This is a genomic window from Bacillus luti (assembly GCF_001884105.1).
GTDB classification, from domain to species: domain Bacteria; phylum Bacillota; class Bacilli; order Bacillales; family Bacillaceae_G; genus Bacillus_A; species Bacillus_A luti.
On sequence record NZ_MACI01000078.1, the window covers coordinates 59067 to 84196 of the forward strand.

Below are 25130 nucleotides of genomic sequence, written 5' to 3' on the forward strand. Positions count from 1 at the left end.
AATGAAATGGCAAACGCGTAAAATCGTATTGTTAGCAGTAATTGTAAGTACTCTCTTTTTCAGCATGTTAGTGTATTACGTTACATATCCATTTCTTTTTCAAAATAAGGCGTTCTTTCTTTCGAAATTTTGCTTGTTTCAGTTAGAAAAGCATATGAAAGAATTATCGCTCATTCGTATTATAATAGCTGGATTGTTATTACTTACTGTACTGATCGTGTGCAAAAGACTTTGGCGGCAATTTTTCTATAGTAAAAAATTGCAAAAAGTACTGTTCCCTTTCATTAGAAAAGGAAAACAAATATATATATTGCCGACTACGAAAGTAGCAGCATTTACAATTGGGATATTTCGTCCGAAAGTTGTCATGTCAGAAGGGATGCTTCAAACGTTTTCAGAGGAAGAAATTGATGCGATTGTATTCCATGAAGAATATCATCAAAACAATCGAGATCCGCTAAAATTATTTTGCTTTACGTTGTTAGCAGAGGGCATGATATACATCCCGATATTAAAAGGGCTACTACAACGATATGAGGCGTATCAAGAGTTAGCAGCAGATAAATATGCGATGCAAAAAATGAAATCTTCATTCGAGTTAGGTAGTGCGTTATTAAAATTAATGAAAATAAAGACGGTGGAAAATCAATGTGTTACAGCCTCATTTGCAAAAACAGCAATCAATTTACGAATTGAGCAAGTGTTAAATGAAAAAGTTGTTAAGCTTAATATGCCGTTACATACGAATTCGGTATATGTAACATTATGTTTATTCTGTCTATCGATTGTACTTATTGTGGGAGAGTGCATATAGCCTCTTTTTTTAAGAATTAACACTACTTTATGTAGTGCGATTGGAGGAAGAAAAGTGAAGAAGCTAATTGCTATTATACTAGTAGGAGCGCTCGTGTGGGCGGGAGTCAACTTTTATAATTCAAAGAAAGAAGAAAAAGAAAGAAAAGCGAAACAAGCAGAATTACAAGAGAAAGAAATATTACCACAAGTAGGATTTAAAGCACCGAATATAACATTGAAAGGGTTAGATGGAAAGTTGTATTCGTTAAATGATGCAAACGGAAAACCATATGTGATTAATTTCTGGGCGTCATGGTGTGGACCGTGTGAAATGGAAGCACCTGACTTAGTTCATTTTTATGACAAATATAAAAAGGATATTGAAATCTTTGCAGTAAATGCAACTGTAAGTGACCCGGTACAAGAAGCAAGTGCATTTGCGGATCGCCATGGATTTGAGTTTCCTGTTTTATTAGATATGGATGGAGTAGCTGGATTAGATTATAAAGTATTCTCTTTACCAACGACATTTTTTGTTAATAAAGATGGCATTATAGTAGAACATGTACGAGGTGTATTACCTCCAGATCAATTAGAAGAGAAATTTAAGAAATTAATTGAGAATTAAGAGGGGATTACGTAGTGATGGAGTGGATCATGAGGTTACAACCCGTATCTCTTATAATTGGAAGTTTAATTGGGTTTATGTTGATGAAACGAAAGATGATGCACCAAAGTGTGTCATATGAAAAACTTATGGATGCAGTAACAAATGCCTTCCTTATCATCGTATTTGTATGGAAATTTGCACCGGCCATTTTAAATCCTGTATGGGCTTTTAGGTCGCCGGTGCAAGCGTTAGTAGCTGTAGGTAGTATGCAGCATATTATGGTAGGATGCATACTAGCGAGTGTATACATTGTTTGGAAAAGTAAAAAGGATCAATTTTCACTTCGTATTTTATTTGATGCATTGCCTTTTGGGTTGTGTATGAGTATTATCTTTTATTTTCTATTCCACCGAGAAGTAGGTGCACAAACGACACTACCTTGGGGAATGAAAATATATGAATCTAAATTTTTATACCATCCTATTTTCATATACGAGATCATATTCGCTCTTTGTATAATTAGCTGGTTATGGCTAAAAAATGAAAGATTAGGAAATGGAAAGAATATAAGTTCTTTTTTTATTTTTGAGGGAATTGCACACGTTATGATTTCGCTAATTAGTGAACAAAATGTGATTTTATTTGGTCTATCCATACAGCAAATAATGAGTTTTGTTGTTATTAGTTTAGGGATTTTGTTGATACCAAAAAAATAGCCATGTACGGAATGTATCCGTACATGGCTATTTTTATTATATATATTAAAAAATTGGCGGAGTAACAGAAAATAAGACAATCGCATTTTTTTCAAATTGATTTACCCATTTATGCTTTAAATAAGCAGGTATTTTTACACTATCACCAGTTTCTAATATGTATTCTTCTTCATTTAGGTGCAATGTAATAGTTCCATCCAATACGAAGGCTAGTTCCTCTCCTTTATGTTCTAGAACATTTTCTGATGAGGCAGTATCCGGTGGGATAGTCATAATTGCCGTTGCTAAATTTCCTGTGAAATCAGGTGAAAGCATTTCATATGATAAATTATCGATAATCATTTTCTTACGTTTATGTGAGCGTACGATTAAATCATCTGTATTTGTTTCTTCAAGTAAAAAGCTAAATGTTGGAACATCAAGTGCTTTTGCGAGTACCTTTAATGTTTGAATAGAAGGATTAGCAGAACCACGTTCAATTTGACTTAACATAGATGGTGTAATTTCAGCCATCTTTGCTAGTTCTTTACTAGTTAAACCTTTTTCTTTTCTTTGCTTTTCAATCTTTTTACCAATATCTATATTTTCCATAAAACATTCTCCTTTATAATTGTTAAATTATATTTAAATAAATTAAATTAAAATTAACCAAAACTGTATTTTATGTTAAACTATATTAAAATTAATTTAATTATAATTTATTGTATAGTGAGCTACAAGGATATGAGGAGGAAACGGAATGAAGGAAATAGGGGAATTAAAAGCAGAGTATCCATTAGTTAATAAACTTATTGCAACAGAAGAAGTGTTTTGGATAAACCCGAATATAGAAAAGTATGAAACAGCAATAAAAGCTTCACCACTTAATGAAGAAAATGTAAAAGATGCGGAAGAGAGATTAAAGCGTTTTGCACCATATATTGCGAAAGTTTTTCCTGAAACGAAAGAAAAAAACGGCATTATTGAATCACCTTTAGTGAAAATACCTACTATGAAACAATCTTTAGAGAAAAGATATGAGAAACCTGTACTAGGAGAACTATTATTAAAATGTGATAGTCACCTTCCAATATCAGGTTCAATAAAAGCTAGAGGTGGCATTTATGAAGTGTTGAAACATGCTGAGCAATTAGCATTGCAACATGGAATATTAACAGAAGAAGATGATTACTCCATTTTAGATAGTGATACATGTAGAGAGTTTTTTGCAACATACTCTATTGCAGTAGGTTCGACAGGTAACTTAGGTCTAAGCATCGGGATTATGAGTGCGAAACTAGGCTTTAATGTGACTGTTCATATGTCAGCAGACGCGAAACAATGGAAAAAAGATTTATTAAGAAGTAAAGGTGTAAACGTTATTGAATATGAGGCTGATTATAGTAAAGCAGTAGAGGAAGGAAGAAGGCAAGCGGATGCCGATCCTAGCTGTTATTTTGTCGATGATGAAAACTCCCATGATTTATTTTTGGGATATGCAGTCGCAGCATCACGTTTACAAAAGCAATTAGAAGAGATAAAGATTATAGTAGATAAAGAACATCCTTTATTCGTTTACCTTCCTTGCGGAGTAGGGGGCGGACCTGGCGGAGTAGCATTTGGCTTAAAGCTCTTGTTTAAAGAAAACGTACATTGCTTCTTTGCAGAGCCGACACACTCTCCGTGTATGTTACTTGGTTTAATGACAGGGCTTCATGATAAAATTGCTGTTCAAGATATTGGGATTGATAATGTAACAGCTGCGGATGGACTTGCGGTAGGAAGAGCGTCTGGATTTGTGGGTAAAACGATGGAACCATTTTTAAGTGGCAATTACACAGTAAGTGATGAAGAGTTGTATAGATTATTAAAAGAGCTAGCTGATACAGAAAACATGTACTTAGAACCTTCTGCATTAGCGGGTATGATAGGACCAGTGAAAGTATGTAACGAAGATGAGTATTTACAAAAGCAACAGTTAACCGAGAAGATGAAGACAGGTACTCATATTGTGTGGGGAACTGGCGGTAGTATGGTTCCGAAAGATGTAATGAATGGATATTATAAGAAAGGTTCGGAATAAGCACCGATAAGAAAAATGAGGCTAATTGTAGCCTCATTTTTTCATGTACATAAAAATCTTTGTTATTTTCATAATAGTTCTTTATAGTATATATAAAGGATAACTAATATTGAATAAATACAACAAAAAGCTTTATTTTACATAATAAGAGGATGTGTATACGATGTCATTACAGACTAAATATATAGCGGGTATTTCGCTTGGGGTTATGGGAGTAGGCTTTGCGGCTTCAATCCCTTTTCAAGGAACGGTAGCTGGAGAGATTATTCAAGGAGGATTTGAGGCTGGGTTAGTTGGCGGACTTGCAGATTGGTTCGCAGTTACAGCTTTATTCCGTCACCCGATGGGAATTCCAATTCCGCATACAGCTTTGTTACCTAAAAACCGTAAACGAGTAACGAAAGGACTCATCAATACGTTAGAAAATGAATGGCTAACGAAAGAAAGTATTACGAATAAAGTAAAAGAAATGCAGCTAGCGCAAATGGTGCTGCAAATTGCTGAGAGAGAAATGCAGTCTGATGCTGTGAAAAAAGGGATTGTAACGATTGCGGAGAAAGCGATTGTTACAATAGATACGGAAAAGTTAGCTGTTATTATTGAAAAAGAATTAAAAACGTATTTGCATACAATTAATACAAGTAACATCTTACAAGTGCTTGTTGATCAATTAGTTGTGCAAGAATATGATGAGAAGACACTTGATTACATATTAGTAAAGGGGAAAGATTGGACAGCGCAAGATGAAGCTCGTTATCAGCTTGGAAGCTTAGGAATGAAGGCTATGGAAAATATAAAAGTAGATGGATTCTTGCAGTTTACTTTGAAATCATTTATGAATATTGTAGATGAAGATAAAATTGGTGGCATTTTGCAGAAGTTTATCATTAGCAATATTAACAGCTTACAAGATGCTGATAATAGTACAAGACAACTTATTTTAACAAAAATTCGTCAAGAAATTATAAATGTAAAAGAAAATGAAGCTTTACTACAGGAATTAGAAAATTGGAAAGAAAAATGGATTGCCAATTGGGATGCTACTGACAAAATTAAAGAGATGCTGGAGCAAGTACAACAAAGGGCAATTACTTTTGTGAAAAATGAAGAATTTACGGATAAGTATGTTATTCCATTTTTACAAACACAAATGAATAAAATAAAAGAAGATGAACAAACTGTTCAAAAAATAGAGGAGTGGTTACAAAAGCAAGTTGTCACACTCGTTGAAAAGAATCATTCGAAAATCGGAAAGCTTGTGCAAGAAAACCTTGATAAGTTAGATGATAAAACGTTAATCGAAATGATTGAAAATAATGTCGGCAAAGATTTGCAATGGATCCGTGTGAACGGGGCTGTTTGCGGATTTATGATTGGATTAGTGTTAGAGGGAATTAAAGCGATTATATAAGAAAAACCTTCCACAATTGTGGAAGGTTTTTTATTTTTCGATAACACTCATGTTTAAATTATAAGCTTTCTCAATGTTTAACTTGTACGTCCCATTTCCAGTTTTAATCGAATTTTTATACCAATGTTCTTGCTTGTCTAATTCCGGATTTTCTTCTGAAGAATTATTTTCTTTTTTCGTTAAATCTTCTACTTGTTCCCAAGGTGTGTTTCCGTATGCTTCTTTTTGATTTGTTACTGCTGTTAGAGATACGTCACTTTCTTTTATTAAATGAACAGATACACCTGAGCTTTCTTGTACAAACCAATTGTTTTGTAATTGACCTGGATAAAGAGAAAGATCTCGATTAGAAGCACGAATTTCTACATGTTTCGTTTGTGGTAGTACAAGCGTCGGCTTTACGCGTGGTTCGTGACCAAACATTCTTTGATGAAACGGTAACGCCTTTAATGTTATATACATTGTTTCTCCAGTCGTTTGAACTGAAAGAAAATCTTCTTGTTTTAAATTTGGTTTTTCATTTCCTTTTGTCGTCATTTCGTATGTTCCAAGAAGGCTAACTTCATTTGAGTTTCTTCCGTCTATCGTTAGAGGATGGTTATCTGTACCTGCATCGACTACAATTTTATTGATAGATTCAGGAATGTTAAGTTTACTTTCTGGAATCGTGTTTGTTTGTCTAGTTGTATTAATGGCGTAACGAACTTCTTCTAGCAATCCAGTTGATAGTAAACAGTAAAAAGCAATTCCAACGCTTCCTAAAACGCCGATAAAGAAAATACTGAAAATATCATATTTAATAAATGATTGTTCCTTCTTAGAAAATAGAAGGTATAGTAAAATTTCCACGCCAAGTATAATAAGTAAAACAGGCCACCATGCTGTTAAAGAATCTAATGCTTGAGTGCCTTTAATAACTGAAAATAGTAAGAAGCAACCTAATGCAATAATAGAAAGCCCCATTGAGAATGTTCCAACACGCCATGTTCTCATTCGTTTGTCCCACCTTTGTTTTCTTTATTTCCAAGTAACAATTTAAAGCCGCCACCAATTAAGAGGAGTGCAACGATAGAGGTTTGGAAATAGCGATAATATAGTTCGCTAAGGTGAATATTAAATATAGTTGCAACATAATCATTCAAAATAGGAAGGACTGTTTGATCTAATAAATAATAACCACCGAGTATAATTAATCCGATACCGATCCATCTTTGATGATTTATGAAATAATCAATAATAGGTTCGTCATGTACGCGTTCTTTTCCGTATTTTGCAGTTTGTTGTAACGCATCAAAAAAGCTATAAAACCAAATGATTGGTACTAAAAATAAAAATGCAGAAAGCCTTAATAAGTCAAGTAAGTATATTGAAAGTAAAAAGGCTGCCATAAGCTGAAGACCACGACGTTGTAAGCCTAAATACATATGTCCTGCTCCAGGAAACATTGCTAAAATAGAAGCGAATGTTTTATTTTTCTTTCCTTGTTCACGGTGCTCTTCAAACTCTTCGAAAATAGTACGATCATCTAGCTGCTCACCACGTTCTTTTTTCTGGAGTTGTTGAACAACATCGAAGAAATTATAAATCCATAAAACAGGTAACGTAACAAGGAAGATAAGGAAACTCCCTTGAGATGTTAAGAGTGAAACGAATATAATCATACTTCCAATCCCTGTACAAGCTACTAAAAATGTAAGTCCACGTTGCATAAGTCCTAATTGAAAATGACCAAGTCCAGGGATGATGGATAGGAGAATGATATAAAATCGTTCGCTTTCTTTAGAGGGATTTATCAATTCTCCAGCTTCTTGTTTTTTCGTTTGGTTAATAATGGTGATAATTAAATCTAGTAAGTTAATTATCCATAGAACAGCTAGTAAAAATAGGGGGAGAAAGACAATGGTGCGCTCTCCTAATTCTACTACGCAAAAAACTGCAAAAGAAAATAGTAATAAAGCTCCTCCACTATATAAAATAAACCGTCCAAACTTCTTTAAATATAAATGTCCAAGCCCGGGAATTAGCCCTAATACAAGTGCTAAAAAGGGATTTTTATTCATGATTTGAACCTCCGTCCTGTTTTGATGTATGCGCTGCTTTGTTTACAATTTGTTGTGAAATAGAAGTTTCATTTTCTTTGGAAGATTTCTCAAAATTTGATGTCGCTGTGAAAATATATTGGAATAAACCACTTACCATGAAAATAATGGTAGCCGCAGTCGCAATTATGTAATGAATAATCGTGCGCTTTAGTGAGTTTGTTTTTATAGTTTCATTAGGTTGTAGCGTTTCAAAATTTATTTGCGTCATAACTTCGTTTGTAAATGAATCATCATTTATCATTGGAAGGTTTTCATGTTGCTCATCAATACTTTCCATATAAAGTGCTAAACAATGATCACATTCATAAAGGTGTTCTTCCATAGATTCACGTTCATTGTTTGCTATAGTATCTAATGTATAATTGCTCCAATCTTCTTTTGAATAATGCATCATAGAAACTCTTCCTCCTTCCAATGTTTTTTAATCCATTTTCTTGCCCGATACAGTTTCATTTCGACTGTTTTTACTTCAATGTTTTTCTGTAAAGCAATTTCTTGATAGCTTTTTTCTTCTAAGTAATGTGCGAGAACGACGTCACGGTAATTTTCTGGAAGTTCTCTCAGCTTTTGAGCAATGAGTAATTTTTGCTCTTTCGTCAATAATAAATCCTCAATATTATGAGAGGATTTTATATTTCCCTCAGTTTCTTTACATAAGGAGAGTTCTTCGTTTTCTCTAGCTTTCTTTCTCTTATAATCAATAGCGTGATTGGTAGCAATACGCGCCATCCACGTTTTTAATCCGCGAAATTGATAATTTGGGAGAGAGGTGTGAATTTTTACGAATACTTCTTGTGTAACATCTTTCGCATCTTCTTCATGTCTTACAATAGAAAAGATAACTTGGAAAATATAATGACGATATGTTTGCACAAGGATACGAAAAGCATGTTCGCTTCCTTGCTGTGCTTTTTCAATTAATTGTTTTTCCTCAATGGGTCTCTCCCTCCTTTTTGACGCATTCTATTATATAGACGTAAAGAATGATAAGTCACCCTACACATGTTGTAAAAAAAGAATAATATATTTCTTGCAGGGAGGCTATATGAAAAAGGTGTGAAAAAATGGTAGAGAGAAGTATATAATGAGCAAGTAGGAAATGTTACGAGGAGAAAGGATGTGAATGTTAGTAGGAAAGATCCATACTAACAAACATGAAAATTAAAATATTAATAGCAGATGATAATTCTTTTATTAGAGAAGGCATGAAAATTATTTTAAATACATATGAAGAGTTCGAAGTGGTAGATACAGTAAATGATGGGAAAGAAGCAGTGGAATATTGCAAAAAGAACGACGTTGATATCGCTCTTTTAGATGTTCGTATGCCGAATATGAATGGGGTAGAGGCAACGAAGTTTATTTGTGAAGAGACGAAAACGAAACCACTTATTTTAACGACGTTCGATGATGATGAATATATTTTGGACGCAGTAAAAAACGGAGCGAAAGGTTATTTATTAAAAAATAATGACCCAGAGCGTATTCGTGATGCAATAAAAGGAGTATATAACGGCCAAACTGTTATGCAAGATGTTGTTCTTGATAAAATTAAGTGTAATTTAGTGGAAAGTAAAGGAGAAGAGTCTAAAATAGACAAGAGTCTTTTTACTGAAAGAGAGCTTAGTATTATCGCATTAATTGCAAAAGGGTTTTCGAACAAAGAAATTTCGAAGCAACTTTTCATATCAGAAGGAACAATTGCAAATTATATTACATCTATTTTAGGGAAAACTGGACTAGAGCATCGCACACAAATTGCGATTTATTACTTAACAGGGAAAGTAGATTAAAGATATGGAATTTTGGTTAATTGTAAGTAAATTAATTGTCTTTATATATATTGTGTTTAGTTACATTTATTTAAATGTTGCGAACTTACCATGGATTATACTTACTTTACTTGTATATCTTTCTGTAAACGTGCTAATTTCTATATGTAAAAAAGATACGTACAAAAGCATATTAACTTCTGTGTCAATTGGTGTAGTTATGTTATTTACATGGAAAATTCATCCGTTTTTTATTTTGTTTTTACCATTGAACTTATATGAAATTACATTTCGTTATATAGAGAAGAAATGGCAACTCTTTATCATTATGATGATTCCTATTATGTTTGCAGATGAAAGTATTCGAATGACATATGGATTAATTGTTGCATTTTCTTTCATCTTATTAACTATGGCAGAACGGTATATATCACGTGTATTAAAGCTTGAATCACAAAATGATAAGATGCGAAAAGATATGCAGCGATTGACGAAAAGTCTAAATGAAAATAAAGAGTACATAAGGCAGTCAGAATACACATTTAAGTTAGAAGAAAGAAATCGGCTATCACAAGAAATTCATGATAAAATTGGTCACTCGATGACAGGTGCACTCATTCAAATGGAAGCAGCGAAGAGATTAATGGACATAGATAAAGAAAAGTCTGCGGAGTTATTGCAAAATGCAATTCATATTTCAAAAGAAGGAATTGAAAGCATTCGCATTACGTTAAAAAATATGAAGCCACCAACAGAGCAAATTGGTATTCATCGTATGAAATTATTCATAGAGGAATTTGCTGGTAAGCATGATGTGAACATTCCTTTCGTTTATAAAGGGAATTTAGATATGATTTCACCAATTCAGTGGAAAATCATTGGTGAAAATATTACGGAGGCACTAACGAATGCGATGAAATATGCGGATGCGACAGTCATTTCAATCGATATTCATGTACTTAACAAGATGGTGAAAGTACAAGTGAAGGATAATGGAAAAGGTGCGGATCTTGTTAAAAAAGGTCTCGGTATTATGGGTATGGAGGAGCGAACAGCGTCTGTAAACGGAAAAATTATTGTAGATGGGACAAGTGGTTTTTCAGTAACGATGCTGTTACCGATATAAGAAAATGGGACGAGGATGAATCATCTCATATGAAAAAAGTGAATATTCTCATGTGAAAAGAATGAACTTCTGCACTGAGCAGGTTCATTCTTTTTGTTTATAATAAACAGCAGAGAAACCGAAATAGGGGTGAAATGATGAATACATTAGAAATTAAAAATTTAACGAAAAAATTTGGTGATTTCATCGCAGTTGATAATATGTCTTTATCTATTAAAGAAGGAGAAATATTTGGCTTTTTAGGATCAAATGGTGCTGGTAAGAGTACGACGATTAATATGATTGCTGGTTTGCTAAGAAGTAATGAAGGTGAAATTAGCATACTAGGAAAAAATATAAAGAAACATAACCGATTTGCGAAAATGAACATCGGCATTGTTCCGCAAGATATTGCGATTTATGAAGAGTTAACTGCTTATGAAAATGTGAAATTCTTTGCTGGGTTGTACGGGTTACGAGGAGCAGAACTGAAAGCGAGAGTAGAAGAAGCACTTCAATTTGTAGGGCTTAGTGATAAACATAAAAGTTATCCGAAAAACTTTTCTGGCGGGATGAAAAGAAGATTGAATATCGCTTGTGCAATTGCGCATAGACCGAAGCTAATTATTATGGATGAGCCGACAGTTGGAATTGATCCACAGTCAAGAAACTATATTCTGCAGTCAGTACGTAAATTAAATGAGATGGGAAGTACGATTATTTATACGAGTCACTACATGGAAGAGGTAGAAGAGATTTGTACGAAAATAGCGATAGTAGATCACGGTAAAGTGATTGCAGAGGGTACAAAAGAACAACTAAAAGCAATTATTACTGATACGAAAGATATTTGGATTGAAGTGAAATCGGTGGAGAACTTAGATGTAGAAAAATTAAAAGAAATAAACGGTGTAAAAGCTGTTCAAATCGAAGAGAACGTAATTAAAGTGAACTCGGATGCAGGATTAAACAATTTAAATAAAATTATTCAGCATTTCATTAATCATGATATTGAAATTCGTTCATTAGAGGAGCAGGCTCCGAATTTAGAAACGGTATTTCTTACGTTGACTGGAAGAAACTTACGAGATAAATAAAAGGTAAAAGAAGAACAGGTAAAGGGAGGTTCATCAATTGAACATCTTCAATATTGCAGTTATGCATATTAAAAGAGATTTCAGGGACGTAAGAACTTTAGTTTTTATGTTAGCATTTCCGATAGTACTTATGCTTGTTTTAGGCACAGCGTTAAGTAATGCATTTAATAGCGATAGTCAATCGATTAAGGATATACAAGTGCTATACAAAGATGAAGCGAGTAGCACATTTTCTCAATCATTTGAAGCATTTACGAAAGAAGTCGATAAATCAGGTATTCATTTTAAAAAAGCTTCCGGCAGTATAGATGGGAAAGAAGAAGTGAAGCAAAATAAATATGCTGCTTATGTAGAATTAAAGAAAGATGGTGCGAAATTTTACGGAAGTGACAAAAGTAGTATTGAGGGAAGTATTGTGGAAGGCATGCTAACAACATTTGTTGATAAGTACAATGTAGCAGCCGAAGTTGCAAAAGTTGATCCTAGTAAAGTGAACGCAGTTATTTCAAATGGAAATCATAATGATTATATAAAAGAAACATCTTTACAAGCTGCGAAAAAGCCAGGTTCTATGGATTACTATGCGGTTGTAATGACGACGATGATTGCACTATATGCTGCGATGGGAGCGAGTTCTTTAATTCGAAGAGAACGAATACGTAAAACAGGAGATCGTCTCATTGCTGCACCAATAAGTAAGGCTGAAATATTCATTGGAAAAGTACTTGGTAGTCTAGTAGCAAACGCCCTGTGCATATTACTCGTTATGTTATTTAGTAAATTTGTTTTTCAAGCGAATTGGGGCGAGCATCTTGGAATCATATTTATTATTTTATTAACACAAGTCTTTCTAGCAATTAGCTTCGGTTTAGGAATCGGATATATTACGAAAACAGCTGAAGCATCAAGAGCGATTATTATGGTAGTAGTGCAATTAGCTTCTATTTTTGGTGGTGCATATTTCGTAATAGAAGAAAATTTCGTTACGAATTTATCACCATTAACGTGGGCAAATACAGCTGTTATGAAAATTATTTATGCGAATGATGTAGGGGCAGCACTACCAGTTATTTCTTTAAACCTTGGAATATCAGCACTCTTTTTATTAATTGCAATTATTGCATTACGTAGACGGGAGGGGCTATAGTATGAAAGATATTTTATGGCTCATACAAAAAACGTTATCTGTACTTTTGAAAAATAAAAAAGGGTTATTCATTATTATTAGTTTGCCAATAATCGGAACGCTCATCTCTTTTTCGATATACGGAAATGCAGGGCAAGGAACGTTAAATATCGGGATTGTAAATAAAGAAAATGAGCCGATAGCAAACGATACGATAAAGTTTTTAGAAGGATTAAATCATGTGAATGTGAGTAAGGTTAAGGAGTCTGAAGTAGAAGATAAACTCACTTCCAAAAAACTTGATGGAGTGATTACATTAGATTCTGGTTTTTCAAAAAGTGTTCGAGAAGGGAAACCAGATCATATTGAAATTTCATCGATTAAAGGTGATCAAGTAACAGGATTTATAAAATCATATTTATACAACTATATTGATAATGTAGCAGCTATTAGTAAAGTGGCAGGAACAGATCAAAGTGCATTTGATAATATGTACGCAGGGTATCAAAAAAGTTCATTTAAAATGAAAACGGAGACGCTTGAAGATACTTCGAAAAATAAAGATATGACAAACCAAACGATGGGTTACCTTATTATGTTTATGCTGTTTTCAGCAGTGAACTTATCAGGATTTATTTTAAAAGAAAAAGAGAATAGAACGTACTTTAGATTATTATCAACACCGATTGACGGAAAGAAATTTATATTATCCAATGTAGCAGTAAATATGATGGTATTAACATTGCAAATTGTCATTGCAGTATTATTTATGACGAATGTTTTTCATACAAATATTAATATGCCTTTCATAGTAATGATTGGTGTGCTTATGATATTCGCTTTAATAGCAATTGGTTTATCATTAGTCATTGTGTCTTTTTCAAAAAGTTCAGCTGCTTCAAATGCAATGCAAAATTTAGTGATAGTACCAACATGTTTGCTCGCTGGATGTTATTTCCCGTACGACATTATGCCAAATGCAGTACAGAAAGTAGCTAATTTTCTTCCACAGCGCTGGTTGTTAGATACAGTATCGAAACTACAACAAGGAATCCCGTTCTCGGAGTTGTATTTAAACATTTTAATTTTATTTGCCTTTGCCATTGCGTTCTTCTTAATTGCTATTTATAAGTTTGGAAGAAATAATGATGCGAGGAACTTTGTTTAATATAAAAAGGGTGTGACGTTAAGTCACATCCTTTTTTGTATGAAGCATGAAATCTAAATTTGAATGACAAAATAGAAAGGTGGAAAGAAAACGAGCGGAAGGAAATTAAAATGATTAAAAAAATATTGCGAGTTACTTCTATTATTATTGCTATGTTTATTTTTATATTAATTTGGATGCAAATTGACGTTACACTCGGAAGAAAAATAGAAGCCGGGAAAAATATGCCGACAGAGTACGCTCCTCATTATAGTGACTTTCAATTATATGTAGAAGGGAAGTCATTTTATAAACAGTTATTTACTGACATCAGAGAAGCAAAACAATCTATTTACACGTATTTTTTTATTTTGTCGGATGATAAAAGTAGCCATACTTTTTTAAACTTATTAAAAGAGAAGGCAAAAGAAGGAGTAAACGTCTATTTATCAGTTGATCGCATTAATGATTTATCATTTGAAAGAAAGATGATAAATGAATTGCGGGAAAGTGGTGTACATTTTACATATAGTAGAAAACCGGAATTGCCGTTCGGATTTTATTCACTTCACCATCGTAATCATCGCCGTATTACGACGATTGATGGGGAGGTTGGGTATACAGGCGGGTTTAATATAGGAGATGAGTACTTAGGGAAAGATAAGCGATTCGGATATTGGCGTGATTATCATGTGCGGCTTAAAGGAGAAGGAGCAAAAGATTTAGAAGAACAGTTTGCTCTAGACTGGAAACGAGATACGAAAGAACATATAAAGAGAAGTACGAATAAAGCTAGTAAAGGGAACACGTTACATACGATGGCTAGTTACAATGGGCATCACGTCGCTGAAAAATATGTTGAGTTAATAAACCAAGCGAAGCATTCGGTTGTCATTACGACACCGTATTTTATAGCGAAAAATAAAGAGTTAATGAACGCTTTAATCGCCGCACAAAAACGTGGCGTTACAGTAAAAATACTTTGGTCATATAAACCAGATATTCCTCTTATTAAAGAGGCGGCATATCCTTATATACGTCAAGCTGTTAATAACGGGATTACGGTATATGGTTATAAAAAAGGGATGTTTCATGGGAAGCTAATGCTGATTGATAATGAATTAACTGTTATTGGTACAACGAACATAACTGCACGTAGCTTTTATATTAATGATGAGATGAATTTGTATATTCATGGTGGGACTATCGTATCAGAAGTGAACGAGGCATTAGCGCAAGATATTCATGATTCAAAAGAAATGACGAAAGAATTTTTTGAGAAGTTATCTTTTTGGGAGCGTTGTAAGGAGAAGTTGGCAGGGTTGGTGGATTTTTATTTGTGAAAATTTAATGGGAATAAAGTGAGTGCAAAGAAGAAGTAAGAAAGAACCTTCAAAAATAGAAGGTTCTTTCTTGTTTTATACTTTATTATGGTAATAAAGGAGAATATATATGAAAATTTGGCAATTAAAAAGCTCGACTGATGATTATGAAACCTTTCAATTATTGAACTATGAAGAGGATAAAAAATATTTTAAAATTAGTTTTAATTCTATGGTGAGTTTGTTAGATTCATGGACGCCTAAGTTTATTGAGGTAGCAGATGAAGGAAAGTTAAGCGATTCTCCTATTTTTTGGGGAAAGTCTGGTGTACAAATAATTAGTGAAAAAGCCAAGAATGTTTTAGAACCTATAGTAGGAGATACTATTGAATTTTTACCATTAATTCATAAACAAACAAATAAAAAATACTATGCTATGCATGTTTTAAGAGTGTTGGAAGCACTTGATACTAATAAAACAATCTTTGATAAGTTAAGTTCAGGTTTAATAATAGGGTGTAAAAAAATTGTATTTATTCCTTATGTTGTCCAGGATGAACCAATTTTTAAATTGAATATAAATGGGAAGGTACATCCTAAATATCTTTTAGTATCAGATCAATTCAAAAATGCAATTTTAGAGAGTGAATTAAAAGGTTTTCAATTTACTGAAGTGTGGGATTCAGAAGAGGGTGCGTAAAGAAATCTAATTTAATTAGATTATTAATGGGAACCCATATCTAAGAGAGTAAAAAATAAAAAGCTTATGCACTTGTATAAGCCTTTAATTATGAATAAGTATAGTAATTCATATTCAAGATATATTTTAGAATCACAAAGTAAATAGTAGTAAACGATTTTTTGTTACTTAATATTCTATTTTATTTTAGAAGATAAAAGAATAGTTAAGGGGAATAAGCATGAAAATATGGGTATTAAAGAGTGTATTAGATAACTATCAGTCTTTCCAGTTATTAAATTTTGAAGAAGACCATAAAAAATATATTGATGGAAAAATAAATTCGATAACTCATTTAGCAAATTCATGGGGAAATATATATATAGAGTGTATTGAAGGAGATATTCATAGTGATTTCCCTAAATTTTGGGGAGGAACTGGTGCACCAATGATTAGTGAAAAAGCCAAGCAAGTACTTGAACCTTTAATAGGTGATAATGTTGAATTCTTACCACTTTTACGCGATTCAACTAGTGAGGTATATTACTTGGTTCATGTGTTGAATGTACTAGATGCAATTGATAGTGATAAAGCAATTTTTAAAAAACTGATTACAGGTTTAATAATAGGATGCGAAAAATTCGCATTTGATAGTAATACTGTTCAAAATGAGATGATTTTTAAGGTTTATATAAATGGGAAAATTCATCCCACAGCTGTTTTTATTTCAGATGAATTGAAGATTCTTATTGGACAAAGTGAATTAAAAGGTTTTGAATTTATTGAAGTGTGGGATTCAGAAGAGCTCTCATAAATAAATTCTAAAATTATAAATGGTCCTGAAAAAAATTAAGATAAAAACTTAAGTCCCCTTGCTATACAAAGTAGGGGACTATTTATCCTGCATTAATGAGCAGTAAGATTCCCACTTCGAAATTCGGCTGAAGCAAAGAGGCAAATTTTGAGGTGGGAGATCAGCTGCTTGTAAAAGGCTAATAATTCGTGGAGATGAACAAAACTTCCGATGAAAAATATTATTTTTCATGCACCAACATCGAAACATCATCATTAATCAATGTCCCTACATGCTCACCTAAACAAATTCTTTTCATCACGCCAGGCTCATCAAAGTTAAAGACGTGTGCTGGTAAATTGTAGTCCCGGGCCAGCAGTAAAGCAGCTTGGTCCATGACTTGTATATTTTGCCTAACAATATCGTTATAGTTTAGTTTTTTATACATTTTCGCTGATTTGTTATGTTTTGGATCACTTGTAAAGACACCATCTACTCCTTGTTTTGCGACTAATATGGCGTCACTATTCATTTCAATGGCTCTTTGTACACTTGGATAATCTGTCGTAACAAACGGTTGCCCGTTCCCGCCTCCAAAAATGATGATATAACCGTTATCTAAATGGTGGACTGCACGCAAGCGAATATATGGCTCAGCTACCGCATTAAAAGGGATGGAAGTCATAACGCGTACTTCTTTATCAGTTTTACTAGTTAGAACGCCGCGAAGCATTAAGCTGTTAATTATCGTTCCTAATGTGCCTATATTATCAGCTTCTACGCGATCAATTCCCCATTCTTCAGCTAAATGACCTCTGAATATGTTACCACCACCAATTACGATGGAGACTTCGATGCCTAAATCAACGATGGATAAAATTTCGTTTGCGATATGTTCTAATCGTTTCGAGTTAAAGCTATTTCCGGATTGATCAGCAAGTGCGCCGCCGCTTAATTTAATTAAGACTCGTTTATATGGCTTCATAACAATTCCCCCTATATAGATCGCAATAAAAAAGGAACAAAGGCGAATGCCCTTGTTCCTTTTTATGAAAATGAAATAGAAAAGAAATAGATATAATGAATTTCTTCGCATGATTTTTCATAATATCCACTCCTTTTCATCCTTGTTAGTTTGAATACGTATATCTTTTAGATTATACGAAATAATCTGATGTTTTATCAAGTATATTTTATTTCTTTTTACGGAATATGTGTCAATGAATATTATAAGAAAAAAATTCGAATTTTTTGTGACGAACTTGTAGGTTTTTGTATGATTTTGTAGGTTCGCTTATATGATGTGTGAGTAGCTTTTATAAATACGAAATGAAAGCGTTCGCATAAAGGGGATGAACATAAATGAAAAAATTCGGATTGGCAACACAAATTTTTGTCGCGCTTGTTTTAGGGATTGTGGTAGGGGCAATCTTTTATGGAAATAAAACGGCGATTTCTTATATCACACCAGTTGGGGATATATTTATTCACTTAATTAAAATGATTGTAGTACCGATTGTTATTTCAGCATTAATTGTTGCGGTAGCTGGTGTAGGTGATATGAAGAAGCTTGGGAAACTAGGCGGAAAAACAATTCTTTATTTCGAAATTATTACGACGATTGCTATTTTAATGGGATTACTTGCAGCGAATATATTCCAACCAGGTACTGGTGTGGATATGAATAATTTACAGCAAAGTGATATTTCTTCTTATAAACAAACAGCAGATGCAACAGAGAAGAAAGGTTTTGCTGACACAATTGTTCATATTGTACCAAAAAACGTATTTGAATCTATTGCACAAGGTGACTTATTACCGATTATATTCTTCTCAGTTTTATTCGGTTTAGGTGTTGCGGCAATTGGAGACAAAGGAAAGCCTGTCTTTAACTTCTTTGAAGGTGTGCTCGAAGCAATGTTTTGGGTTACAAATCAAGTTATGAAATTCGCACCATTTGGTGTATTCGCATTAATTGCCGTTACAGTTGCAAAATTTGGTGTAGCAACACTACTTCCGTTAGGAAAACTAGTGCTAGCTGTATACGTAACTGTTATACTATTCGTTGTGATTGTATTAGGTATTAATGCACGAATGGTTGGAGTAAACATTTTTACATTAATGAAAATTTTAAAAGAAGAACTTATTCTTTCATTTACGACAGCAAGTTCAGAAGCTGTTTTACCTAATATAATGAGAAAAATGGAAGAGTTCGGTTGTCCAAAGGCAGTTGCCTCTTTCGTAATTCCGACAGGTTATACATTTAACTTGACTGGATCGGCTATTTATCAAGCGTTAGCGGCATTGTTTGTTGCGCAAATGTACGGTATACACATGTCACTGACGGAGCAAATAACGTTATTATTCGTTCTCATGTTAACATCCAAAGGTATGGCGGGAGTTCCAGGTGCATCATTCGTTGTTGTATTAGCAACGTTAGGCTCAATGGGCTTACCGTTAGAAGGTATTGCGTTAATTGCGGGAATTGACCGTATTTTAGATATGATTCGCTCATCTGTCAATGTATTAGGAAATGCATTAGCTGCCATTGTTATGTCGAAGTGGGAAGGCGAATTCGATCATGAGAAAGCAAAACAATATGTAGAAACAGTCAAAGAAACAAAAGCAGCATAAGAAATCGTTAAGGAGTGAAAAATCATGGCAACATTAACTGAAGTGAAAAATGGAGTACGTATTGAAAAAGATTTTTTAGGTGAAAAAGAAGTGCCTAATTATGCATACTACGGTGTACAAACAATGCGTGCAGTGGAGAATTTCCCAATTACAGGGTACAAAATTCATGAAGGCTTAATTAAAGCGTTCGCAATTGTAAAAAAAGCTGCAGCACTTGCTAATACAGATGTAGGAAGATTGGAACTAAATAAGGGCGGCGCGATCGCAGAAGCTGCTCAAGAAATTCTTGATGGAAAGTGGCATGATCATTTCATCGTTGATCCAATTCAAGGCGGTGCAGGAACTTCAATGAATATGAACGCAAATGAAGTCATTGCCAATCGTGCCCTTGAATTATTAGGAATGGAAAAGGGAGACTATCATTATATTAGTCCAAACAGTCATGTGAATATGGCGCAATCAACAAACGATGCATTCCCAACAGCGATTCATATCGCAACATTAAATGCATTAGAAGTCCTATTACAAACGATGGGCTATATGCATGATGTATTTGAATTAAAAGCAGAACAGTTCGACCATGTTATTAAAATGGGTCGTACACATTTACAAGACGCTGTGCCAATTCGTCTTGGACAAGAGTTTAAAGCGTACTCTCGCGTACTTGAACGTGATATGAAACGTATTAAGCAATCACGTCAACATTTATATGAAGTAAATATGGGAGCGACTGCAGTTGGTACAGGATTAAATGCAGATCCAGAATATATTGAAGCAGTTGTAAAACATTTAGCTACAATTAGTGAATTACCACTTGTTGGTGCAGAAGATTTAGTAGATGCGACGCAAAATACGGATGCTTATACTGAAGTATCTGCAGCACTTAAAGTATGTATGATGAACATGTCTAAAATTGCGAATGACCTTCGTCTAATGGCATCAGGTCCACGTGTTGGTTTAGCGGAAATTATGTTACCAGCTCGTCAACCAGGTTCATCTATTATGCCAGGGAAAGTAAACCCTGTTATGCCGGAAGTGATTAACCAAATTGCGTTCCAAGTAATCGGTAACGACCATACGATTTGTCTTGCTTCAGAAGCAGGCCAATTAGAATTAAACGTTATGGAACCAGTGCTTGTTTTCAACTTACTGCAATCGATTAGCATTATGAATAACGGTTTCCGTGCCTTTACAGATAATTGCTTAAAAGGAATTGAAGCGAATGAAGATCGCTTAAAAGAGTATGTTGAGAAGAGTGTAGGAATTATTACAGCCGTGAACCCTCATATCGGTTATGAAGCAGCAGCTCGTGTTGCGAAAGAAGCAATTGCAACAGGCCAATCCGTTCGAGAACTTTGTGTGAAAAATGGTGTGTTGTCACAAGAAGACTTAGAGTTAATTCTAGATCCATTCGAAATGACACATCCAGGGATTGCTGGAGCAACTCTTTTAAAGAAAAATTAAAAGAAGAGGGGGGACAAGCCCCTCTTTTTTGTTTACAATATAGAAATGCTATATATGAATAGAGGTAGGGATGTTATGAGCAAGTTTACAGTAGCTTCTAATGGTTCATTAGAAACGACATTAAGAGGAGTAGAAGTATTATCAACACCACTTTTAAATAAAGGGGTAGCTTTCACGCAAGAAGAGAGAGAAGAATTAGGTTTAAAAGGGTTATTACCGCCAGCGGTTTTAACGTTAGAAGAACAAGCGCGCCGGGCATACGAACAATTTTGTTCCCAGCCGGATGATTTATTAAAGAATGTATACTTAACAGCGTTACATGATCGAAATGAAGTATTATTTTATCGTATATTAACAGATCATTTACGTGAAATGTTACCAATTGTATATACACCTACTGTTGGTGTAGCGATTCAAAGATACAGTCATGAATACCGTAAACCACGCGGCGTTTATTTATCAGTTAACGACCCTTCAGGTATTGAAGAAGCATTCAATAATATCGGTGCAACAGCTGAAAACATTGATTTAGTCGTTGTAACAGATGGAGAAGGCATATTAGGAATTGGTGACTGGGGTGTTGGTGGCATTAACATCGCAATCGGAAAATTAGCTGTTTATACGGCGGCAGTTGGAATCGATCCTAGCCGTGTATTACCGGTAATTTTAGATGTAGGTACAAACCGTGAGGAACTATTAAACAATCCATTTTATATTGGAAATCGTCATCCACGTATAACGGGTGAATCTTACGATGAATTTATTGATACGTTTGTACAAGCGGTAAATAAACAATTCCCGAAAGCACTTTTACATTGGGAAGATTTCAGTTCTCGCAATGCACGAAAAATTTTAGATAAATACCGTCATGACGTATGTACGTTTAATGATGATATTCAAGGTACAGGTGCAGTTTCACTTGCTGCTGTATTATCAGCGGTGAAAGCTTCTGGTGTACCACTAAGTGAACACCGCGTTGTTGTGTTTGGCGCTGGTACAGCTGGAATCGGTATCGCAGATCAAGTAAGAGATGCAATGGTCCGCGCTGGCTTATCAGAAGAAGAGTCACATAATCGTTTCTGGTGTATTGACCGAAACGGATTAGTTACAGATAACATGGAAGATCTTCTTGATTTCCAAATTCCATATGCAAGAAAAGAAGCAGAAGTAAGTGAGTGGAAAGAAAATGATGTAATCGGACTTGCTGAAGTTGTAAAACATGTACAACCGACAATTTTAATTGGTACATCTACTGTGGCGGGCGCATTTAAAGAAGAGATTATTAAAGAAATGGCTTCTCACGTAGAAAGACCAATCATTTTACCAATGTCGAATCCGACGCCACTTGCTGAAGCAAAACCAGTAGATTTAATTGAATGGACAGAAGGAAGAGCATTAGTTGCAACAGGAAGTCCATTTGAACCAGTTACGTATAACGGTGTAACGTACGTTATCGGGCAATCAAATAACGCACTTATTTTCCCAGGACTTGGTCTTGGAACAATTGTTGTGCGTGCAAGCGTCATGACGGATGGAATGTTCGCAGCAGCAGCTGAAGCAGTTGCAAGCATGGTAGATACAAGTCAGCCAGGAGCACCTATCTTGCCAGAAGTTGAAGAGTTACGTAATATCTCCGAAATGGTTGCAATTGAAGTAGCGAAAGTTGCAGTTGCAGAAGGTGTTGCTAGAGAGAAATTAAGTGATAATGATATCAAGATTGCGGTGAAAGAAGCAATGTGGATGCCAGAGTATCGCCAAATAAAAGCGGTAGAAAAGGTTAGAATATAGAAATAAAGCCCGTTTATTATTATAAGCGGGCTTTATTTGTACGATTGAAAAAATGCATAGGAAGTGGCACTTTTGAATTGGAATCAATTATGGAAGAATGATATGTCTCTTTTAATTATATTAATGGTCGTTGTTCCGATTGCTGGAGAGCTGAATTTTCATCCTTTTAACGATACGTTTCGTGTTAGCTTTGGGACACCGCTATTCTTCTTTCTATTACTATTTTTAAGAAGAGTACCAGCTGCTGCTGCAGGTATTCTTGTTGGTATATGTGTAGTCTTATTCCGTGTATGTCTTGATTGGGTGTTGCAAGGTTCATTTCATATGACAGAATCATTTTATTTGCGCTATCCTGTGTTCTTCTATTATTTTATTTATGGAAGTCTTTTTTCGCTTTGTAGAGTGAATAAGTTTCATCAGAAGCCAATCGTTATTGGGTGCCTTGGAATTACAATTGAAATTATCGCGAGTATGTCAGAACTTGCGATTTATCATATGGTAGTGCTCGGTACAACAATAACGGTTTCTGAAGTAAATAAGTTAATTATTATTGCTATTTTTCGTAGTTTCTTTGCACTCGGTTTTTTAAATATGATGAACTTATATGAAACGAAATTAAAAGAATCACAAGTGCGAAAAGAAAATGAAAATATGCTAATGCACCTGTCTAATTTATATGTAGAATCTGTTCATTTAAAGAAAACGTTACAAAATGCGGAGTTAATTACACAAGAAGCATATCAATTATATCGGAACTTGCAAGTAATCAATGATTCGAATGGTAAAACAGCATTGAAAATAGCGGGAGAAGTACATGAAATAAAAAAAGATAATCAAAGAATCTTTGCAGGATTGTCTAAACTATTATTAGATAAAAATGTAGCTGAGTATGTAGAAGGACATGAACTTGCAGAAATGATTGTGAGAATAAATGAGAAGTATGCTGAAATGTTAGAAAAAGATATACATTTTTCTAAACATATAGAAGGTGAGCACGCTGCATATCACGTGTATACAGTGTTATCAATTTTCAATAATTTAGTTGCCAATGCAGTTGAAGCAATTGAAGATAGAGGTCTTATTCGTATTAATTTATATAAACGAGATCAACATGTAATCTTTGAGGTAATTGACGATGGGCCTGGTATTGCACAAAAGTATAAAAAATTAGTGTTTAAGCCTGGGTTTACTTCAAAGTATGATCAAACGGGAACACCATCCACAGGAATTGGACTTTCTTACATACACGAAATGGTAACAGAGCTTGGTGGAGAAGTAAGATTAGAAGACAATGAAACTGGAAGAGGCTGCAAGTTCATCGTTTGTGTACCAGAGGATAGTTTAAAGCGGGAAGGAGAATAGGGTTGTTTTATTATATTGTAGATGATGATGAAGTTTTCCGTTCGATGCTTTCGCAAATTATTGAGGATGGCGATCTTGGGGAAGTAATTGGAGAATCGGAAGATGGAGCGTTTATTGAAGCGGAACAGTTAAATTATAAAAAAGTAGATATTTTATTTATTGATTTACTCATGCCGATGAGAGACGGCATTGAAACAGTTCGCCATATAGCGCCTTCATTCAATGGGAAAATTATTATGATTTCCCAAGTTGAATCGAAACAGCTCATTGGTGAGGCGTATACACTTGGTGTGGAGTATTATATTACGAAACCACTAAACAAAATTGAAGTTGAATCTGTCGTACGAAAAGTAATGGAACGGATTCGCTTAGAGCGTTCCATACATGATATTCAAAAATCATTGAATAACGTGTTTCAGTGGGAGCAGCCGCAAATGCGCAATGAACCGGTGCAAGAAGCAAAAAAGATAGCAGATTCAGGACGTTTCTTACTATCAGAACTCGGTATCGCAGGAGAAAATGGAAGTAAGGATTTACTTAGTATGCTGGAATATTTATATGGGCAAGAAAAGGCGCAAACATTTGAATTTGGATTTCCTGCGTTAAAAGATATTTTCCACTATATTACGATAAAAAAATTAGGAGACGGAGCTTTACATACGGATATCGATAAAGAGAAAAAAGCATCTGAACAAAGAGTGCGCAGAGCGATTTATCAGTCGTTAAATCATTTGGCTTCTTTAGGATTAACAGATTTTTCAAATCCGAAATTTGAAAGCTATGCTCCGAAATTTTTTGATTTTACGATAGTTAGAAAACGGATGACAGAAATGACAAAGGAAGAATTTGCAGTTTCAGGTCATACGCGGATAAACACGAAAAAGTTTATTCAAGTGTTGTATTTTGAGGCGAAACGGTTGATGGAGATAGATTGAAAAATACGATATAGGGTATAAACATTGATAAACCAAATCTTACATTGATTTGGTTTATTTTGTGTCGAAAAGTATTTTCTGAATAAATGAACAATTTGTGAAAAACGCTATTGAATTTGATAATAGGAATAGATTAATATATTTATGAGTTTCCAAAAAAATGAAAAGAAAGGAGTTAATAGCGGAAACGTATGTATTTGAAAAAAAGAA

General features: G+C 34.3%; 24 protein-coding genes. 18 read left to right on the forward strand and 6 right to left on the reverse strand.

Annotated elements, in window-relative coordinates; genetic code table 11:
• Position 1 precedes the first annotated feature (1 nt).
• From BAQ48_RS18925 to BAQ48_RS18935, 3 genes are read left to right on the forward strand one after another with little or no spacing between them, the layout of a single operon-like run.
• Positions 2-814 carry a M56 family metallopeptidase gene (locus tag BAQ48_RS18925; protein ID WP_071712356.1) on the forward strand — a complete coding sequence of 271 codons (813 nt, stop codon included), beginning with the start codon at positions 2-4 and terminating at the stop codon, positions 812-814.
• Between the two features lie 54 nt (positions 815-868).
• Entirely contained in the window at positions 869-1423 is a 555-nt protein-coding gene (locus tag BAQ48_RS18930; RefSeq protein WP_071712357.1) for a TlpA family protein disulfide reductase, read from the forward strand.
• Positions 1424-1440: 17 nt separating this feature from the next.
• A complete protein-coding gene (locus tag BAQ48_RS18935; protein ID WP_071712358.1) occupies positions 1441-2121 on the forward strand; it encodes a prolipoprotein diacylglyceryl transferase family protein in 681 nt (226 codons plus the stop codon).
• A 45-nt stretch (positions 2122-2166) separates the two neighbouring features.
• On the opposite strand, the gene BAQ48_RS18940 is transcribed toward BAQ48_RS18935, so the two are convergent.
• On the reverse strand, positions 2167-2712 hold the full coding sequence (locus BAQ48_RS18940) for a helix-turn-helix domain-containing protein (RefSeq protein WP_071712359.1): 546 nt from the start codon (positions 2710-2712) through the stop codon (positions 2167-2169).
• 148 nt (positions 2713-2860) lie between these two features.
• Between BAQ48_RS18940 and BAQ48_RS18945 the strand changes: the two genes are divergently transcribed.
• Entirely contained in the window at positions 2861-4183 is a 1323-nt protein-coding gene (locus tag BAQ48_RS18945) for a D-serine ammonia-lyase (protein WP_071712360.1), read from the forward strand.
• A 163-nt stretch (positions 4184-4346) separates the two neighbouring features.
• On the forward strand, positions 4347-5594 hold the full coding sequence (locus BAQ48_RS18950) for a DUF445 domain-containing protein (protein ID WP_071712361.1): 1248 nt from the start codon (positions 4347-4349) through the stop codon (positions 5592-5594).
• 30 nt (positions 5595-5624) lie between these two features.
• Here BAQ48_RS18950 and exsE read toward each other — a convergent pair whose 3' ends face one another.
• Genes exsE through BAQ48_RS18970 form a run of 4 tightly spaced genes read right to left on the reverse strand, consistent with a single transcriptional unit; the run spans position 5625 to position 8569 of the window.
• On the reverse strand, positions 5625-6587 hold the full coding sequence (exsE, locus tag BAQ48_RS18955; RefSeq protein WP_071712362.1) for an exosporium protein ExsE: 963 nt from the start codon (positions 6585-6587) through the stop codon (positions 5625-5627).
• On the reverse strand, positions 6584-7654 hold the full coding sequence (locus BAQ48_RS18960) for a hypothetical protein (RefSeq protein ID WP_071712363.1): 1071 nt from the start codon (positions 7652-7654) through the stop codon (positions 6584-6586). Before BAQ48_RS18960 ends, exsE begins: the two co-directional genes overlap by 4 nt.
• On the reverse strand, positions 7647-8090 hold the full coding sequence (locus BAQ48_RS18965; RefSeq protein ID WP_071712364.1) for a hypothetical protein: 444 nt from the start codon (positions 8088-8090) through the stop codon (positions 7647-7649). Before BAQ48_RS18965 ends, BAQ48_RS18960 begins: the two co-directional genes overlap by 8 nt.
• A complete protein-coding gene (locus BAQ48_RS18970) occupies positions 8087-8569 on the reverse strand; it encodes an RNA polymerase sigma factor (protein WP_242660477.1) in 483 nt (160 codons plus the stop codon). Before BAQ48_RS18970 ends, BAQ48_RS18965 begins: the two co-directional genes overlap by 4 nt.
• A gap of 281 nt (positions 8570-8850) precedes the next feature.
• Between BAQ48_RS18970 and BAQ48_RS18980 the strand changes: the two genes are divergently transcribed.
• The 8 genes from BAQ48_RS18980 (at position 8851) to BAQ48_RS19015 (ending at position 16758) form a co-directional block, all read left to right on the forward strand.
• Positions 8851-9489 (forward strand): response regulator transcription factor, encoded by a 639-nt coding sequence (locus tag BAQ48_RS18980; protein ID WP_071712612.1) that lies wholly within the window; start codon positions 8851-8853, stop codon positions 9487-9489.
• A 4-nt stretch (positions 9490-9493) separates the two neighbouring features.
• Positions 9494-10594 (forward strand): sensor histidine kinase, encoded by a 1101-nt coding sequence (locus tag BAQ48_RS18985; RefSeq protein ID WP_071712366.1) that lies wholly within the window; start codon positions 9494-9496, stop codon positions 10592-10594.
• Positions 10595-10731: 137 nt separating this feature from the next.
• Positions 10732-11670 (forward strand): ABC transporter ATP-binding protein, encoded by a 939-nt coding sequence (locus BAQ48_RS18990; RefSeq protein ID WP_002148977.1) that lies wholly within the window; start codon positions 10732-10734, stop codon positions 11668-11670.
• Positions 11671-11707: 37 nt separating this feature from the next.
• Complete coding sequence (locus BAQ48_RS18995; RefSeq protein WP_071712367.1) at positions 11708-12817, forward strand: ABC transporter permease; 1110 nt, start codon at positions 11708-11710, stop codon at positions 12815-12817.
• A gap of 1 nt (position 12818) precedes the next feature.
• The gene (locus BAQ48_RS19000; protein WP_071712368.1) at positions 12819-13964 is read left to right on the forward strand and encodes an ABC transporter permease; all 1146 of its coding nucleotides are present in this window, start codon (positions 12819-12821) and stop codon (positions 13962-13964) included.
• A 110-nt stretch (positions 13965-14074) separates the two neighbouring features.
• Positions 14075-15286 (forward strand): cardiolipin synthase, encoded by a 1212-nt coding sequence (cls, locus tag BAQ48_RS19005; protein ID WP_071712369.1) that lies wholly within the window; start codon positions 14075-14077, stop codon positions 15284-15286.
• 109 nt (positions 15287-15395) lie between these two features.
• The gene (locus BAQ48_RS19010) at positions 15396-15965 is read left to right on the forward strand and encodes an imm11 family protein (protein WP_071712370.1); all 570 of its coding nucleotides are present in this window, start codon (positions 15396-15398) and stop codon (positions 15963-15965) included.
• A 220-nt stretch (positions 15966-16185) separates the two neighbouring features.
• A complete protein-coding gene (locus BAQ48_RS19015) occupies positions 16186-16758 on the forward strand; it encodes an imm11 family protein (RefSeq protein WP_071712371.1) in 573 nt (190 codons plus the stop codon).
• Between the two features lie 220 nt (positions 16759-16978).
• On the opposite strand, the gene pyrH is transcribed toward BAQ48_RS19015, so the two are convergent.
• Entirely contained in the window at positions 16979-17722 is a 744-nt protein-coding gene (gene pyrH, locus BAQ48_RS19020; protein ID WP_000806137.1) for a UMP kinase, read from the reverse strand.
• A gap of 377 nt (positions 17723-18099) precedes the next feature.
• On the opposite strand from pyrH, the gene BAQ48_RS19025 reads away from it, so the two are divergent.
• The 5 genes from BAQ48_RS19025 to BAQ48_RS19045 all read left to right on the forward strand — a co-directional run bounded on the left by BAQ48_RS19025 (position 18100) and on the right by BAQ48_RS19045 (position 24920).
• Complete coding sequence (locus tag BAQ48_RS19025) at positions 18100-19371, forward strand: cation:dicarboxylate symporter family transporter (RefSeq protein WP_071712372.1); 1272 nt, start codon at positions 18100-18102, stop codon at positions 19369-19371.
• A gap of 24 nt (positions 19372-19395) precedes the next feature.
• A complete protein-coding gene (aspA, locus tag BAQ48_RS19030) occupies positions 19396-20835 on the forward strand; it encodes an aspartate ammonia-lyase (protein WP_071712373.1) in 1440 nt (479 codons plus the stop codon).
• A gap of 75 nt (positions 20836-20910) precedes the next feature.
• Positions 20911-22623 (forward strand): oxaloacetate-decarboxylating malate dehydrogenase, encoded by a 1713-nt coding sequence (gene malS, locus BAQ48_RS19035; protein ID WP_071712613.1) that lies wholly within the window; start codon positions 20911-20913, stop codon positions 22621-22623.
• A 63-nt stretch (positions 22624-22686) separates the two neighbouring features.
• Complete coding sequence (locus BAQ48_RS19040) at positions 22687-23985, forward strand: sensor histidine kinase (RefSeq protein WP_207544844.1); 1299 nt, start codon at positions 22687-22689, stop codon at positions 23983-23985.
• A gap of 2 nt (positions 23986-23987) precedes the next feature.
• On the forward strand, positions 23988-24920 hold the full coding sequence (locus BAQ48_RS19045) for a response regulator (RefSeq protein ID WP_071712375.1): 933 nt from the start codon (positions 23988-23990) through the stop codon (positions 24918-24920).
• The last annotated feature ends 210 nt before the right edge of the window (positions 24921-25130 follow it).